Origin of the sequence: Gillisia sp. CAL575, from assembly GCF_000403785.1 — a bacterium.
Lineage (GTDB): Bacteria > Bacteroidota > Bacteroidia > Flavobacteriales > Flavobacteriaceae > Gillisia.
In genome coordinates this window covers 253,217-269,371 of the sequence record NZ_APHJ01000019.1, presented here as the reverse complement: position 1 = coordinate 269,371, position 16,155 = coordinate 253,217, and the positions used below count along the sequence as shown (strand labels likewise).

At 33.5% G+C, this 16,155-nt stretch carries 16 protein-coding genes; 11 read left to right on the top strand and 5 right to left on the bottom strand.

All coding sequences use genetic code 11. The features are described 5' to 3' along the window. Positions 1–101 precede the first annotated feature (101 nt). The 3 genes from I130_RS02570 to xrtF form a co-directional block, all read right to left on the bottom strand. Positions 102–518, bottom strand: coding sequence for an HYC_CC_PP family protein (locus I130_RS02570; RefSeq protein WP_034918843.1), 417 nt, complete (start codon positions 516–518; stop codon positions 102–104). Positions 519–643: 125 nt separating this feature from the next. Continuing rightward, the gene (locus I130_RS02565; RefSeq protein WP_034918840.1) at positions 644–1,090 is read right to left on the bottom strand and encodes an exosortase F system-associated membrane protein; all 447 of its coding nucleotides are present in this window, start codon (positions 1,088–1,090) and stop codon (positions 644–646) included. Continuing rightward, positions 1,074–1,577: an exosortase family protein XrtF gene (gene xrtF / locus I130_RS02560; RefSeq protein WP_051119587.1), complete on the bottom strand. Its 504-nt coding sequence runs from the start codon at positions 1,575–1,577 to the stop codon at positions 1,074–1,076. The genes I130_RS02565 and xrtF overlap by 17 nt, the downstream gene beginning before the upstream one ends. A 141-nt stretch (positions 1,578–1,718) precedes the next feature. On the opposite strand from xrtF, the gene I130_RS02555 reads away from it, so the two are divergent. Next, positions 1,719–2,177: a GAF domain-containing protein gene (locus I130_RS02555; protein ID WP_034918834.1), complete on the top strand. Its 459-nt coding sequence runs from the start codon at positions 1,719–1,721 to the stop codon at positions 2,175–2,177. Between the two features lie 98 nt (positions 2,178–2,275). Here I130_RS02555 and I130_RS02550 read toward each other — a convergent pair whose 3' ends face one another. Then, on the bottom strand, positions 2,276–3,529 hold the full coding sequence (locus tag I130_RS02550) for an ABC transporter permease (RefSeq protein WP_034918831.1): 1,254 nt from the start codon (positions 3,527–3,529) through the stop codon (positions 2,276–2,278). Positions 3,530–3,672: 143 nt separating this feature from the next. Here I130_RS02550 and purH point away from each other — a divergent pair, with 143 nt between their 5' ends. From purH to rodA, 6 genes are read left to right on the top strand one after another with little or no spacing between them, the layout of a single operon-like run. Beyond that, a complete protein-coding gene (gene purH / locus I130_RS02545; protein ID WP_034918828.1) occupies positions 3,673–5,199 on the top strand; it encodes a bifunctional phosphoribosylaminoimidazolecarboxamide formyltransferase/IMP cyclohydrolase in 1,527 nt (508 codons plus the stop codon). A 35-nt stretch (positions 5,200–5,234) separates the two neighbouring features. Continuing rightward, positions 5,235–6,263 carry a rod shape-determining protein gene (locus tag I130_RS02540; protein ID WP_034918825.1) on the top strand — a complete coding sequence of 343 codons (1,029 nt, stop codon included), beginning with the start codon at positions 5,235–5,237 and terminating at the stop codon, positions 6,261–6,263. 9 nt (positions 6,264–6,272) lie between these two features. After that, complete coding sequence (gene mreC / locus I130_RS02535) at positions 6,273–7,094, top strand: rod shape-determining protein MreC (protein WP_034918822.1); 822 nt, start codon at positions 6,273–6,275, stop codon at positions 7,092–7,094. Next, the gene (locus I130_RS02530; protein ID WP_034918820.1) at positions 7,087–7,593 is read left to right on the top strand and encodes a hypothetical protein; all 507 of its coding nucleotides are present in this window, start codon (positions 7,087–7,089) and stop codon (positions 7,591–7,593) included. The genes mreC and I130_RS02530 overlap by 8 nt, the downstream gene beginning before the upstream one ends. Next, a complete protein-coding gene (mrdA, locus tag I130_RS02525; protein WP_034918818.1) occupies positions 7,590–9,458 on the top strand; it encodes a penicillin-binding protein 2 in 1,869 nt (622 codons plus the stop codon). Before I130_RS02530 ends, mrdA begins: the two co-directional genes overlap by 4 nt. Then, on the top strand, positions 9,458–10,705 hold the full coding sequence (gene rodA / locus I130_RS02520) for a rod shape-determining protein RodA (protein WP_034918815.1): 1,248 nt from the start codon (positions 9,458–9,460) through the stop codon (positions 10,703–10,705). The genes mrdA and rodA overlap by 1 nt, the downstream gene beginning before the upstream one ends. 371 nt (positions 10,706–11,076) lie before the next feature. Here the strand turns inward: rodA and I130_RS02515 are convergent, their stop codons facing one another. Next, positions 11,077–13,212 carry a carboxy terminal-processing peptidase gene (locus tag I130_RS02515; protein ID WP_034918812.1) on the bottom strand — a complete coding sequence of 712 codons (2,136 nt, stop codon included), beginning with the start codon at positions 13,210–13,212 and terminating at the stop codon, positions 11,077–11,079. 147 nt (positions 13,213–13,359) lie between these two features. On the opposite strand from I130_RS02515, the gene surE reads away from it, so the two are divergent. From surE to I130_RS02495, 4 genes are read left to right on the top strand one after another with little or no spacing between them, the layout of a single operon-like run. Beyond that, positions 13,360–14,142: a 5'/3'-nucleotidase SurE gene (surE, locus tag I130_RS02510; protein WP_034918809.1), complete on the top strand. Its 783-nt coding sequence runs from the start codon at positions 13,360–13,362 to the stop codon at positions 14,140–14,142. After that, complete coding sequence (locus I130_RS02505) at positions 14,135–14,416, top strand: hypothetical protein (protein WP_034918806.1); 282 nt, start codon at positions 14,135–14,137, stop codon at positions 14,414–14,416. The genes surE and I130_RS02505 overlap by 8 nt, the downstream gene beginning before the upstream one ends. Before the next feature lie 28 nt (positions 14,417–14,444). Beyond that, positions 14,445–15,560 carry a lipid-A-disaccharide synthase gene (gene lpxB, locus I130_RS02500; protein WP_034918803.1) on the top strand — a complete coding sequence of 372 codons (1,116 nt, stop codon included), beginning with the start codon at positions 14,445–14,447 and terminating at the stop codon, positions 15,558–15,560. 9 nt (positions 15,561–15,569) lie between these two features. Then, positions 15,570–16,136: a C40 family peptidase gene (locus I130_RS02495; protein ID WP_034918800.1), complete on the top strand. Its 567-nt coding sequence runs from the start codon at positions 15,570–15,572 to the stop codon at positions 16,134–16,136. Positions 16,137–16,155 lie beyond the last annotated feature (19 nt).

The following is a 16,155-nucleotide window of genomic DNA, read 5'->3' as shown; positions in this document are numbered from 1 at the left end:
AAACTAAGTTTTTGGTCGAAGAAGAATGATGAGAAATCAGACTACGACATAGCTTAAACCCACTGCTTATTGGCAGTTAGTTCAATAAAAATTATTTAAAATCAGATAAGGAATACCTGGTCCATCAAATGGATATCTGTGACCAGTATGGGTGGAGAATAATCTTTAAAAGGAATTACTTGTTCTAGAGAATTTTCAAAAAGTTCAATAAAGGAAACTGAAAAGGCTGCAATAAAAACCTGCTGATCCAGATTCAAATTATCAAAAGAAATCTTTAATTCATCTTGACCGTCTATTGCAACATGTGTATTGGTACAACAAGAGTCTGAGAGCATACCAGAATTCATCATACTATCCATATTATGGGAACTCATCCCACAATCTTTAACTTTAGAAAAAACAGCTTGATCTACCAATAAATCTCCACAAAAATGTTTTTCTATAGTAAAGGAAAAAGTGGAAACCAGCACTAATAGCGCAAGAATCAAAGAAGAATATTTCTGAACACCTTTTTTCATTATAAGCAAATATAAACAATAATTGTTAAAAAGAATATACTTCACTCTATATCAGTAAGCATAGGATATAACATTACATGCAAAGCTAAAATAAAATTGAAGAGGTAACTTATAAGTTTTCAGGATTAACTTTTAATTTCATGGACATTTTTCCGCCTGTAATAATAGAATGCTGGCATTAAAATCAAAACAAGGATTGGATGTATTAAAAATCTTCTGACATAAAAAAGAGCTAAAAAGTTTTCACTTTCTATTTCAAAAATCAAGAAAACGAACGCGGTAAAACAGATTACAAAAAAGATAGAATATAGATAAACAGAGAATTCTAAAATATTCTTATCAAAAAAAGTTACATATAAAATCCCTAATGATATAATTGTATTGATTAAATATCTTAAAAGAACATTAGCAAACAATTTACCAGTCTCGAAGTATGGAAAGGAGTTATGTAAATAATCTGCCTCATAAAATTCTAACAAGGGATCATAAAATAATTGATTCTCAAAAAAGCGTACCATTGCTAGCAAGATAACTAGGAAGGAGATCATAATAATTTTATACCGCTTTTTCATCTACTGTATTTTTAGAAAATAATCGAACCCAAAAAACCCATAAAATAAATACGGTACCGTAAATTATAAGCGGAAAAACAATTGTGTGCAAAAAAGTTGTGTATTGTGGATACTCATAAATACCTATAGCCAAGATAACAATTCTTAAAATATTTGCGATGTAAATAAGCACCGAACCTGATAAAATAAAAAGTAAGCTTATTTTGAACTTGGCGAAAAAAGAAAGTATAAAGGATATGAATAATATAATGATGCTTATAGAATTACATCCTTCTACGATTCTTGCAAGAAAAATTTTATTAACGTATAATTTGAGTGATGCCTCATCTGGATGGATCATTATTTTTGAAGAATATCCAAAAGATTCTATTACAGATTCACTTTGTAAGGCTACTAAATGTGTAAAAAAGTCGGGATAGTATTTAGAATTTTCAGAAAAGGAAAGATATCCACTATATAAAATCGAAAATATAAAATAGCTTCCCATAAAAATGAGAATGAATTGTAAAACCGATCTATATTTTTTAAATAATTGAAGCAATTAAAAACTTGATTTTAACAAATTTATAGAAAATACATAGGGGACTGTACTAATACTTTTTAATACTTTTGAACAAAAATTAGCAGCATGTCTTTTCAAAAATTAAAATCTGAGGTTCTTTCTATTATAGAATCTAAAAATCTATCTGTAGATCACAGACTTACAGAAATTTGCGAATTATTAGAGAAAAATATTTCTTATTACGATTGGGTAGGATTCTATTTTAAAAATGGAGATAAGAACGAACTTAAATTAAGAGCTTTTGCTGGAGAACCTACAGATCACCTAATTATTCCTTTTGGAAAAGGAATTTGCGGACAAGTAGCTGTTACTAACAAAAATTTTGTGGTGCCAGATGTTAAAGCTCAAGACAATTATATTGCTTGTAGTATTTACGTGAAAGCAGAGATTGTTGTGCCTTTATTTGTTAATGGAGAAAACATTGGGCAAATAGATATAGACTCTCATACCGCAGATCCATTTTCTAAAGAGGATGAATTATTCTTAGAGTTTGTAAACGAGGAAATCGCGAAGATCTTAGGATAACGTGTTTAAAGTTTCAAGTTTGAGGTTTCAAGTTTGAGGTTTAAGGAAAATTATTGCTTTGAATTTTGAACTCGAAACTCTAGACCTTGAGTTATATATTACATTCCAGTTCTAATAGCCTCAACAGGATCCAATTTAGAAGCAGCGATTGCAGGTATTATTCCTGAGATCAATCCAATAACTGCTGAAACCATTGTGCCTATAAACATATTCCATGGGGATAAAATAAATTCAAAATCTCCAGTGAATTGAGAGGCCAATAGCGAAACTATCCATACTAGGAACACCCCTATTAAACCTCCAATTATCGCAAGGATTACTGCTTCAAATAAGAACTGAAACAAAATAAACTTATTCTTAGCTCCTAAGGATTTTTGAATTCCTATTAAATTGGTTCGTTCTTTTACACTTACAAACATGATGTTTGCTATCCCAAAGCCACCAACTAGTAAGGAGAACCCACTAATAACCAATCCCATTAAATTAAGTTGCCCAGTAATATTATCTATAAGGTCGGCAAAACCTTGCAACTGATTCACAAAGAAATTACTGATTTCGTCTGGCTTTAATGCCCTATAATTACGTAGTTTCTGAGTTAATACCGCGATAAATTCAGCATTATCTACTCCTTCATCTGGTTTTATAATTATTTGCGGAAAAGCAGCTTTGTTATTATCTCCATAAATACGTCTAATCACATTTACAGGTAAGAAAGCTGATGTATCCTTAGAACCACCAAACAATCCTGCTCCTTCTTTCTTAAGCACGCCAATTACCGTAAATCTTTGGCCGTACATTCTAATTTGCTTTCCTAAAGGAGCACTTTCTCCAAAAAGATTTTGAGCAATCTCATGACCCAAAATTATTACATGAGTTCCACTTACAGATTCTGCCTCATTAAAAAATCGTCCTTCTGCAAGTTGTAGCGCTTCAATTTGATAATAATTATGGGTAACAGCTCCAATTTCTACTTGAGAAACAGTTTTTTCTTCAAATTTTATAGTTTCTCTCCCAACATTCAAAGCGTAATCTATCGCTTCCACATCCGGTAGATTTTTTTCCAAGTATTGATATTCATCATAAGAAACATCTGGGAATTGTTCTCTTTTCCAACGAGGGATCTCTGAAGGCCCGAAATTAAAACGCATTACAATGATAGTGCTGTTATCCAGAGAGCTTAAACTTCCCTTAATTTCTCGCTGTAAGGAATCTACTGCGGCAAGAACCGCAATAATGGAAAATATACCAATGGTTACCCCCAACAAGGAAAGAAAGGTGCGTAATTTATTGTTTCTTAACGCACTGACAGCGAAATTAAAACTTTCTGTTAATAGCCTTAGATATATTAGCATAGAAAAAACTGGTGTTTTTGCATAGATTAAAGATAAGACGCCTAGTGTATATTTTCGTTACATTTATTTTAAGAAATAAAACTCTAGAACTTTATAATTAATAGCGATTTAATTACTTTTGCAAGCTTAACAAACACAACACAATGAGCAATCTAAAAACGGCGAAATCTGCTTTAATTTCGGTATTCAGTAAAGACGGATTAGCACCCATAGTTAAGAAAATGGATGAACTGGGAATCACTATTTATTCTACTGGTGGTACAGAAAAATTCATTAAAGATCTTGGGATCACTGTTATTCCTGTAGAAGATCTAACTTCTTATCCTTCTATCTTAGGAGGTCGAGTTAAAACTTTACACCCAAAAGTTTTTGGCGGGATTCTTAACAGGCAGGATAATGAAAGTGATGTTGCAGAAATGAAGGAGTATGAAATCCCTCAATTAGACATTGTGATTGTGGATCTTTATCCATTTGAAAAAACGGTAGCTTCTGGAGCTTCTGAAACAGATATCATTGAAAAAATAGACATTGGAGGAATTTCTCTTATTAGAGCAGCAGCTAAGAATTTTAAGGATGTGCTTTGTGTTTCTTCTGTAGATGATTATTCAGAGTTTTTAGAATTACTTTCAGTAAATAAAGGAGAAACTTCTTTAGAGGACAGAAAGAAATTTGCTGGAAAATCTTTCCAGGTATCTTCTCATTATGATACTGCTATTTTTAACTTTTTTAACTCTGAAGACGATACGTTCAAACAAAGTTTCAACAAAGGAAAAGAATTAAGATATGGTGAGAATCCACATCAAAAAGGGACTTTCTTTGGAGATTTTGAAGCTATTTTTGATCAATTACATGGAAAAGAACTTTCGTACAATAATTTATTAGATGTAGATGCTGCTGTAAATTTGATGAACGAATTTAAAAATGACGATCCAACATTTGCTATTTTAAAACATAATAACGCTTGCGGGTTAGCGCAAAGAGATACTATTTTAGAAGCTTATAACGATGCTTTAGCGGGAGATCCTGTGTCTGCTTTTGGTGGAGTATTAATTAGCAATACTGAAATTGATAAAGCTACTGCAGAAGAAATTCATCAGTTATTTTGTGAAGTGGTGATTGCTCCTTCTTTTTCTTCAGAAGCACTAGTAGCTTTAAAAGGGAAAAAGAACAGAATTATTCTAATTCAGAAAGAACAAGAATTGCCTCAAAAACTAGTTAGAACTTGCTTAAATGGGGTCTTGGTTCAAGATAAGGATCTTAAGACAGATTCTAAAGCAGATTTAACGGAAGTAACAAACAATAAACCTAGCTCTAATGAGTTAAATGATATGATTTTTGCATCTAAAATTTGCAAACACACAAAATCTAACACAATCGTTCTAGCAAAAAACAAACAATTACTGGCAAGTGGTACTGGGCAGACATCCAGAGTAGACGCTTTAACGCATAGTATTGAAAAAGCAAAGTCATTTAATTTCGATCTTAAAGGATCTGTAATGGCAAGTGATGCTTTTTTCCCCTTTCCAGATTGTGTAGAGATTGCAGATAATGCAGGAATTACAGCAGTAATTCAGCCTGGAGGCTCTATAAAAGATCAATTAAGTATCGATTATTGCAACCAACATAATATGGCAATGGTAATGACTGGTACTCGCCATTTTAAACATTAATTTCAGTACATTTACCTAACCTCAACAAAAGAATTATGGGATTTTTTGATTTTCTCATTGAAGAAATAGCAATAGATTTAGGAACTGCCAATACGTTGGTAATTCACAACGATAAAGTAGTAGTAGATAGTCCATCTATTGTAGCCAGAGACAGGACAACGGGTAAAATTATTGCCGTTGGAAAGGAAGCGGCAATGATGCAAGGGAAAACCCATGAGAACATCAAAACTATTCGCCCATTAAAAGACGGAGTAATTGCCGATTTTGATGCCAGTGAAAAAATGATAAGTATGTTTATCAAAGAGATCCCGGCATTAAAGAAAAAGATGTTCACTCCAGCACTTAGAATGGTTATTTGTATCCCTTCTGGAATTACAGAAGTGGAAATGAGAGCCGTAAAAGAAAGTGCAGAACGTGTTAATGGAAAAGAGGTTTATCTTATTCATGAACCAATGGCAGCTGCAATTGGTATTGGGATAGATATTATGCAACCAAAAGGAAACATGATCGTGGATATAGGAGGTGGTACTACAGAAATTGCAGTGATCGCTCTTGGAGGAATCGTTTGCGATAAATCTGTGAAAATTGCAGGAGATGTTTTTACTAATGACATTGTTTATTATATGCGCACGCAACATAATTTATATGTTGGTGAGCGTACTGCTGAAAAAATTAAAATTCAAATAGGTGCTGCTACTGAAGATCTTGAGATTCCACCAGAGGAAATGAGTGTTCAAGGTAGAGATCTACTTACTGGAAAACCGAAACAAGTTCAAATATCTTATAGAGAAATCGCAAAAGCATTAGATAAATCTATTTTAAGAATAGAAGATGCGGTGATGGAAACTTTATCTCAGACCCCACCAGAATTAGCCGCTGATATCTACAATACCGGGATCTATCTTGCAGGGGGAGGATCTATGTTAAGAGGTTTAGATAAACGTTTGTCCTTAAAAACAGATCTTCCTGTATATATTGCAGAAGATCCACTAAGAGCGGTAGTACGAGGAACTGGAATATGCCTTAAAAACTTAAGCCGTTACAAAGGAATATTGATAAAGTAGGATTAACCAATGCAGCAGATTTTCAATTTTCTTATCCGCAATAAGAATAACATTTTATTTCTGTTGCTGTTTGGTCTATCTTTATTTTTGACTATACAATCTCACTCATTTCATAAAAGTAAATTTATAAGTTCTGCCAATTTTATAACAGGTGGTATTTATAAAAAAGCCAATAGCATTCAATCTTATTTCTATCTAGAAGAATATAATGAACGCCTTCTGGAAGAGAATAATTTATTACGGAACAAACTCTCTAATATTCCAGATACTTTATTTAATGACACTTTTATAGATTCTACTGTCTACGAAGGTATTTATGAATTTAGAACTGCTCGTGTTATAAACAATAATTACTCTAAAGTAGATAATTATATCACATTAGATAAAGGAAGAAAAGATAATATAATTCCTGAGTCTGGCGTAGTTACCAGCCAAGGGATAGTAGGGATAATAGACAACGCGTCTAAAAATTATTCTAGAGTGATCTCTATTTTAAACAGTGACTCCAAGATAAATGCTCAACTTAAAAAGACCAATCATTTTGGTTCTTTGGTATGGAATGGTAAGGATCCTAACATTGTTCAGTTAACGGATGTTCCTAGATTAGCTCCTATTAAAAAAGGAGATACGATTATTACCGGAGGGAAGTCATTAATTTTCCCACGAGGTATTCCTGTTGGGAATATAGTAGGTTTTGAATTAGATGAAAATGGAAGTTATTACACTATAGACATTAAATTGTTTAATGATATGACCAATATTGGTCATGTCTATGTAATTGTAAATAAAGACAGAAAAGAAATAAAAGAACTGGAGGAAATAGATGACTAATACAATTATTTCAAATAGCATCCGGTTTGTGGTCTTGGTTTTATTACAAGTGTTACTTCTTAATAACATCAATTTTTCGGGTTTCATAAATCCGTATCTATATATCCTGTTTTTAATTGTATATCCTTTTAATACTCCACAAGGTTTATTCATGATTGTGGCTTTTTTATTAGGACTAAGTATAGATACTTTTGAGGATAGCGGAGGGATACATGCGGCAGCATGTGTATTTATAGCATATATACGGCCAATAATATTACGGTTCTCATTCGGAATCAGTTACGATTACCAAACAGTAAAATTATCCAACACACCATATGGAGCCCGACTAAGTTATATTATTCTTGTGGTGGTGCTTCACAATCTATTGCTATTTATTCTGGAAATGTTCAGCTTCTCACACATATATTTAATACTTCAAAAGACATTTTTCACAAGTATTTTCACTATACTTTTAGTCTTGATTAGTTTGACATTATTTAAACCGAAAAGACGATGAGAAGGCTGCTGCTGTATATTATAATTATTACTACTGGTTTTATTTTTCTAGGCCGATTATTCTATTTGCAAATTGTGGATGAATCTTTTGCACGTTTAAGTGAAGATAACGCAATAAAGGTGGTTTATGATTATCCTCAACGAGGATACATTTTCGATAGAAATGGGGAGTTATTAGTTTCTAACCAGCCGTCGTATGATGTGATGGCGATACCAAGAAATGTAAAGCCATTTGATACTGCTGAATTTTGCACCATCTTAAAACTTACTCCAGAGGAACTTTCAAAGAAACTAGATAAAGCAAAAATATATTCGCCTAGACTTCCATCGATCATAGTACCTCAGCTTACAAAATCTGAGTATGCTTATCTTCAGGAAAAAATGCGAAAATACCCAGGTTTCTATATTCAGAAGCGATCTTTACGAGATTATCAAACCGATAATGGCTCTAATGTTCTAGGTTATATCGCTGAAGTAAATAATAAAATAATTGATAATAATCCTTATTATATTTCTGGAGATTTAATAGGAAAACAAGGGGTTGAAGGTCAATATGAAGAATTGCTTAGAGGTATCAAAGGAGTAAAGTATATTCAAAAGGATAGATTTAACAGAGATATTGGCCCTTTTAAAGAAGGCATTTTTGATACATTACCAAAAAAGGGAAAAGACGTTAATATCTCTATAGATGGAATGTTACAAGCATACGGTGAAAAATTGATGGAGAATAAACGTGGTGGAATTGTAGCGATAGAACCAGCTACTGGTGAAATTTTATCACTTATTACAGCGCCGAGTTATGATCCTGCCCTCCTAATGGGAAGACAACGATCTGCAAATTTCACAAAATTATATTACGACACAATTGCAAAACCATTATACGATAGAGGTTTATTAGCAGAATATCCTCCAGGGTCCCCATTTAAAACTATCAATGCCCTTATCGCTCTTCAAGAAGGGGTTGTAGATGTTCATGATAAGTTTTCTTGTAACAGAGGTTATGTTTATGGTCGGGGTAGAAAATTAGGTTGTCACGCTCATGCAAGTCCGTTAGATATGATTCCGGGTATTGCCCAGTCTTGTAATGCCTATTTTGCCAATGTTTATAGAAGGATCATAGAAAAATACCCTACCCCGCAGGAAGGTGTAGATACCTGGGCTAAGCATTTAAATAGTTTTGGTCTTGGACAATTTTTAGGGTATGATTTACCAGCTGGAAGATCTGGAAAGATCCCTACATCCGAATACTATAACAAAATATACGAATACCCTACTTACAAGTGGTTTGCAACAGCAACAATTTCTAATGCTATTGGACAGGGAGAAGTATTAATGACTCCTATACAATTAGCTAATATGACCGCAACAATTGCTAATAAGGGTTGGTTTTATACACCGCATATTCTAAAAAGTATTGAAGGAGAACCAATCTCCGACCCAGATTATACTAAAAAACACTTTACTACTATAGATAGTGAGCATTTTATACCGGTTATTGAAGGAATGCACCAAGTTTATAAAGTTGGTACTGCTTCTGCACTACAGATTCCAGGAATAGAAATAGCTGGAAAAACTGGAACTGCAGAGAATTTCACTAAAATAAATGGTAAAAGAACCCAGCTTACAGATCATTCAATTTTTATAGCATTTGCACCTGTGGATAATCCGAAAATTGCAATTGCAGTATTTGTTGAAAATGGATATTGGGGAGGTAGATATGCTGGAAGAATTGCCAGTTTAATGATAGAGAAATATCTTAAGAAAACCATATCTAGAAAAGATATGGAAACTTGGGTGCTTACTCATAGTTTAGAGGATGAATATTTAAAACCACTGAGTGGAGAACCTTTCTCAATTAATAAATAATGGCGAAAGGCACAATTAGTTTTGATTGGGTTACTATCTTAATTTACCTCCTTCTTATAAGCTTTGGGTGGATGAATATTTATTCAGCTTCCTTAGGAGATTCTCCTTCTGGGATTTTTGATTTCGATGAGATATACGGAAAACAAGCTCTTTGGATGATTCTGGGTTTGTTCATGATCATTATTATATTATCTATAGAGGCGAAATTCTATATGAAGTTTTCGAGTGTGTTTTATATAATATCTCTACTTTCAATTCTAGGGCTATTTGTCTTTGGAAAAACCATTAATGGAGCTACTTCTTGGTATGGATTTGGCGGAGTGAGCATCCAACCTGCAGAATTCGCTAAAGTTGCGACTACACTGGCACTCGCAAATTATCTGGGGGACATTCAGACAAATATAAAATTATTTTCACATCAGTTGAAAGCGTTTTTTATCATCGTTTTACCTGCTCTAATTATTTTACCACAACCAGATGCAGGAAGCGCTATGGTATACGCGGCTTTTCTCTTCCCTCTATACAGAGAAGGGCTATCTGGAATTTACTTGTTTTTAGGATTTGCGGGAATAGCTATTTTCATATTAACCTTGGTTCTTGGGCCATTGTATGTAGCAATAGCGGTCATTATTATTAGCTTACTAAGTTTGCTTCAGAAAAAGAAGAGACGCCCAAGTCCTCTTGTTTTAATGGGAATTATTGTAGGTGCGATTGCACTCTCTTATTCTGTAGATTATATCTTTCAGAATGTATTTGAGCAACGCCACAGGGATCGTTTTAATATAGTTCTAGGAAAAGAAACAGATGCTAAGGGAATTGGATATAACACTAATCAGAGTGAGATTGCTATTGGGAGTGGCGGCTGGATAGGGAAAGGCTGGACAGAAGGAACGCAAACCAAAGGAAAATTCGTACCAGAACAAGACACCGATTATATTTTTAGTACCGTTGGTGAGGAATGGGGATTTCTAGGCACTTCTGTCGTGGTCCTTTTATTTATATTCCTACTCCTTCGATTATTATTTCTTGCTGAGCGGCAGAAATCCACATTTAATAGGGTTTATGGATACAGCTTAGTGGGAATTATCTTTGTTCACTTTCTAGTAAATATAGGAATGGTAACAGGGATCTTTCCAACAGTTGGAATCCCACTTCCTTTCTTTAGTTATGGAGGCTCCGGCTTATGGGGCTTTACTATCCTACTCTTTATCTTTGTAAAATTAGATTCTGAAAGATTGGCCTTTTAATTACTTATAGTGTTTTTAGTTTTTCAGGTTTAGTTTTTCAACCAAAAAATCATCGTAAATCACCAACGAGATCATTCAAGGCATTTAGAATGAATGTGTTTAATTACATCGTTCTACTAAAACCAATAGCAAAGCAACAAGGAGTATAATAACAGGATAAATATATTTTCTCTTCATAGGAAATTTATAGGAAAAATGCAGAAATAATAAAGAGCCTGATTAAAAGATTTGCTTTTACATCATGGTATTCGAATTGCACTAAGAATTATTTCAGGATCTCAACTAATTAGATTTAGATATTGAAATAATTCAGATTACTATCTTAACTATTTTGATGAATGCAGTTCTTTAAACAGACTCTTATAAAATTTTTAATTCTTTATTGTGGCTACTTTAGATCTCTTAATGTTATTAATCTTAATATCTTCCAAAACATTAATAGCTTCTTCTATATAAACATCACTAGTTAAACTTGTATGCCATCTATCTCTCTTTTCTTTCAAAATAGTATCAGTAGAGTACAATTCAACTTCATAAGGAAGAGACTCATAAGATAAATTGGAAGTATAGTCTGATATAGCATCAAATCTCTTAGCATCTTCTTCTGTAAGCAATCTATGATTCTGATAAGCCGTATAGTTTAAAGGATAAGTTTCTTCATCTCTTTGATCTTTTACCCACTTAGCATTTTCAGCAATAAGATTCAATTGAGCGTTATTAGACATTCTTTTGTTACTATTCTTAATAGCATCTTCAAAATCTATATATCCATCCCAGATTTTATATTTAGCTGCTTTTATTTGATCCCAAGGCAATGGATTTTCATAATCTTTCTCTCCAATGTCTATGAAGCTATATCTATCTGGAACAACAACATCACTTTTAACACCTTCTAATTGGGTTGAACCACCGTTAACTCTGTAGAACTTCTGAGTAGTTAATTTTAAGGCTCCAAGATCACCATATTCATTACTTCTTACAGTCTGATTAAGATCTATTACATTTTGAACTGTACCCTTTCCATAAGTTTGTTTACTTCCAATAATAATTGCTCTTTTGTAATCTTGCATTGCAGCTGCAAGAATTTCTGAAGCTGAAGCTGATAACTCATTCACTAATATTACTAAAGGACCATCCCATAGAATGCTAGGATCTGTATCTTCCAAGATCTCTTGTCCTACACCTTTGCTTTTCACTTGTACCACAGGACCTTTTTCAATAAACAATCCAGCAATATCAACAACTGTTTTAAGTGATCCACCACCATTGTTTCTAAGATCTAAAACAAGACCTTCCATTCCTGCTTTTTTCAATCTTATAATTTCCTTCTCAACATCTGAAGCAGCATTTCTGTCTGCATAATTCTCCATGTCAAAATAGAATTTAGGCAAGTTTATAAGTCCGAATTCTTTTCCGTTCTTATTCACTAAAGCAGATTTCGCATATGTCTCTTCTAATTCTACAATATCTCTTGTAATGGTAATATCTTCAATATTACCCATCATCTTTTTCTTAACTGTCAAAGTTACTTTAGAATCTTTCGGGCCTTTTATAAGATTCACCGCATCGTCTAAACGCATACCCACAATACTCACAGGATTTACTTCATCTTCTTGTTTTACTTTTAAGATAATATCCCCTTCACTTAATTTATCACTTAACCATGCTGGACCGCCAGAGATCACTTCCATGATGGTAATGTTGTCGCTTTTCTTCTGAAGTCTTGCTCCAATTCCTTCTAGTTTCCCAGACATTGCAATGTCAAATCTATCTTTATCTTGCGGGGCAAAGTAGAATGTATGAGGATCAAATTCCTCTACGATAGCATTAATATATACTGAAAAATAATCTTTACGCTCTAATTCTTCACTGAAATCAAAGTATTCATCCATAGAGGTAAGTATAGCTTCCCTAGCTTCCTTCTCTAGCTCAACATCTGATTTCACTTTTAAAGAAGAATCTTTCTCTAAAGCCTTTTCCTGATCTTCCTTACTATTATAATAATTAGCCAACGTGCTAAATTTCAATTGTTTTCTCCAACGTTCCTTCAATTCTGCTCTGGAAGAAATATAATCTATCTCCTCATAATTAGTATTTATATCTTCATCTTCAGAAAAATCGAAAGGCTCTGCTAATATCTCTTTATATATTCCTCTCACCTCTTTCATTCTTTCCAATAACCTATCATGAGTTAAATTGAAAAAAGTGAGATCTTTACCTCTTATTTGATCATCTATCTTATCTTGATAAACAACAAATTCCTTTACATCTTCCTCATAGAAAAATCGCTTTAATGGATCTATAGCATCTAAATAATCCTTATAAACCTCTTTTGAAAAACCATCATCTATGGTCTTAGCATCATAATGTCCCTTTTCTAGAACATAGGTAATAAGATCAATTAATAATTTATCCTTATTTGGGTCATTGAATGATTTTGTAGTAAAACTGCACGATGCGGCTGCCATAAGCAAAACCAACACCAAAAATTTATAGTTCCTTTTCATAAAGCGAATATATTTCATCATTGAATATCAATCTATATGTACTAATAATTGTGCCAACACTCATCATTTGCACAATTAATTTGTTAGACCACTAAGATAAGCTTTCCTTTGAGAATTATTATTTTAGCACCCTTAAAATATTTACGTATGTCTCAAGAGAAACCGCTTATTTTAGTTACAAATGATGATGGAATTACCGCACCGGGAATTCGTGCTTTAATTGAGGTGATGAAAGAATTAGGAGATGTGATTGTTGTAGCTCCAGATAGGCCACAAAGTGCAATGGGCCATGCAATCACTATTACAGACACCCTTTACTGTGATGAGATTAAATTAAACAAAAAATATACACATAAAGAATATAGTTGCTCTGGGACACCAGCCGATTGTGTGAAAATTGCTACTCAGGAAATTCTACACCGTAAACCAGATCTTTGTGTGAGCGGGATTAATCATGGGTCTAACTCTTCTATTAATGTCATTTACTCTGGAACTATGAGTGCGGCTGTTGAAGCTGGTATTGAAGGAATACCTGCAATAGGATTTTCATTATTAGATTACTCATTAAGCGCAGATTTTGAGCCTACTAAGAAATTTATAAAAGCAATTACACGAAAAGTTCTCAAAAACGGACTTGCAAAAGGTGTGGTTTTAAATGTGAATTTACCTAAGTTGAAGGAAAAGGAAATTAAAGGAATTAAAATATGTAGGCAAGCAAAAGCCTATTGGGTTGAAGAGTTTGACAAAAGAACAAGTCCGCAGGGAAGAGATTATTACTGGCTTACCGGTAAATTTGTGAATGAAGATAGTGGGATGGATACTGATGAATGGGCTTTAGAAAATGGTTACGTATCTGTAGTCCCGGTTCAATTTGACCTTACTGCACATCATTATATTAATGATCTTAATGACTGGGGACTAAATGATTAAAAAACATGTCCTTATTGGTTTTCTAATTGGATTATTAGCCAACGCTGCCGGAATCTTCCTTTACATTCTCCTGTTTTCAAATATGGATTTGGAAGCTACACTTCAAAATGCTCTTCAGAACGATTATTTAGGGAAAATTATAGCCCTTGGAGCGATCTTAAACTTTTTTCCTTTTTTTGTTTTCATAAAAAAGAATCAGATCTACAAAGCCAGAGGCGTACTCTTAGCAACTGTACTTATGGCCGTTGTGATAGCAGTTACCAAATTTATTTGATAACTTTCAACACTTAAAATTCCTTAATATGAAATACTACCTTATTGCAGGTGAAGCATCTGGAGATTTACATGCTTCCAATTTAATGCTGGCTTTAAAAAAGGTAGATCCACAGGCAGAATTTAGATTTTGGGGTGGAGACCTTATGCAAGAAGCGGGGGGAACTTTGGTAAAGCACTATAGGGAATTAGCCTTTATGGGTTTTATAGAAGTGATAGCTAATCTAAGAACCATACTAAAGAATATTAAGATCTGTAAAAATGATATTCTAGATTATAAACCAGACACTATAATTTTTATAGACTATCCAGGCTTTAATATGCGAATTGCTAAATGGGCAAAAGAGCTAAATATTTCTACACAATATTATATTTCTCCACAGATTTGGGCGTGGAAAGAAAATAGAATTTCTGCAATAAAGAGAGATGTAAATGAAATGTATGTAATTCTTCCCTTTGAAAAGGAATTTTATGAAGAAAAGCATCAGTTCCCGGTACATTTTGTAGGACATCCGCTTTTAGACGCAATCGCTAAAAAGGAATTGGTTGTTCCAGATCAATTCAGAAAAAAATATCAACTAGACAAAAGACCTATTATCGCATTGCTGCCAGGAAGTCGAAAACAAGAGATTTCCAAGATGTTAGAAACCATGTTAAGTATTACAGATGATTTCAAGGAATATCAATTTGTTATTGCAGGAGCTCCCAGCCAAGACCCAGAGTTCTATAAACCTTTTATAAAAAAGAAAAATGTTCATTTAGTCATGAACAAAACCTACGATGTTTTAAGCCTTTCTACGGCAGCCCTCGTAACATCTGGGACAGCAACTTTAGAAACCGCCTTACTCAAGGTGCCAGAAGTAGTTTGTTACAAGGGAAGTACAATTTCTTATCAAATCGCAAAAAGGGTAGTAGATTTAGACTATATTTCGCTGGTTAATTTAATTATGGATAAAGAAGTGGTGACAGAATTAATTCAGAATGACTTTAATCCGAAAAAATTAAAAAGTGAATTGAATAAAATATTAGATCCAGAGAATAGGAATACAATATTTGAAGCCTACTTTGAGTTAGAAAGAAAGTTAGGGGGTGCCGGAGCTAGTGAAAAGACTGCACAACTAATTTATAAGAGTATTAAGAAATAGCGTTTTTATATGAGTAGATTATCTTACTATGTGTTTTTTAGCCTAGTCGCTTTATTACTAAGCAGTTGTGGTGCCTCTAAATCTAAAAGAGCAGTAGTTCAGCAAAATTTAAATGCAAATGAAGTCATAATCTACCATAAGTCTCCAGAAAACAAGCTCCATACAGCTTCTGCATCAGAGAAACCAAAAGACAATAGAGTTTACAATATTACATCAACTGCGCTAAAATTCGAGGGCACAAAATATAAATTTGGCGGAACCACAGAAAAAGGCATGGATTGTTCTGGCCTTGTCTTCACCTCTTTTTTAGAAGAAGACATAGAACTACCAAGGACCTCTAGAGCAATGTCTTTAGAAGGTGAGCGATTATCTCTTGTAGATGTAAATATTGGTGATCTTTTATTTTTTGAGACCAATAAGAATAAAAAAGTGATAAATCATGTAGGCTTGGTGGTAGAAATTCAACCTGGACATATCTTATTTATCCACTCTTCAACTTCCAAAGGCGTTATAATTTCTTCTTTAGCAGATAATTACTGGTTTGATCATTTTGTCATGGCCAGGCGAGTGATCTAATTATTTACTATCTTCAAGA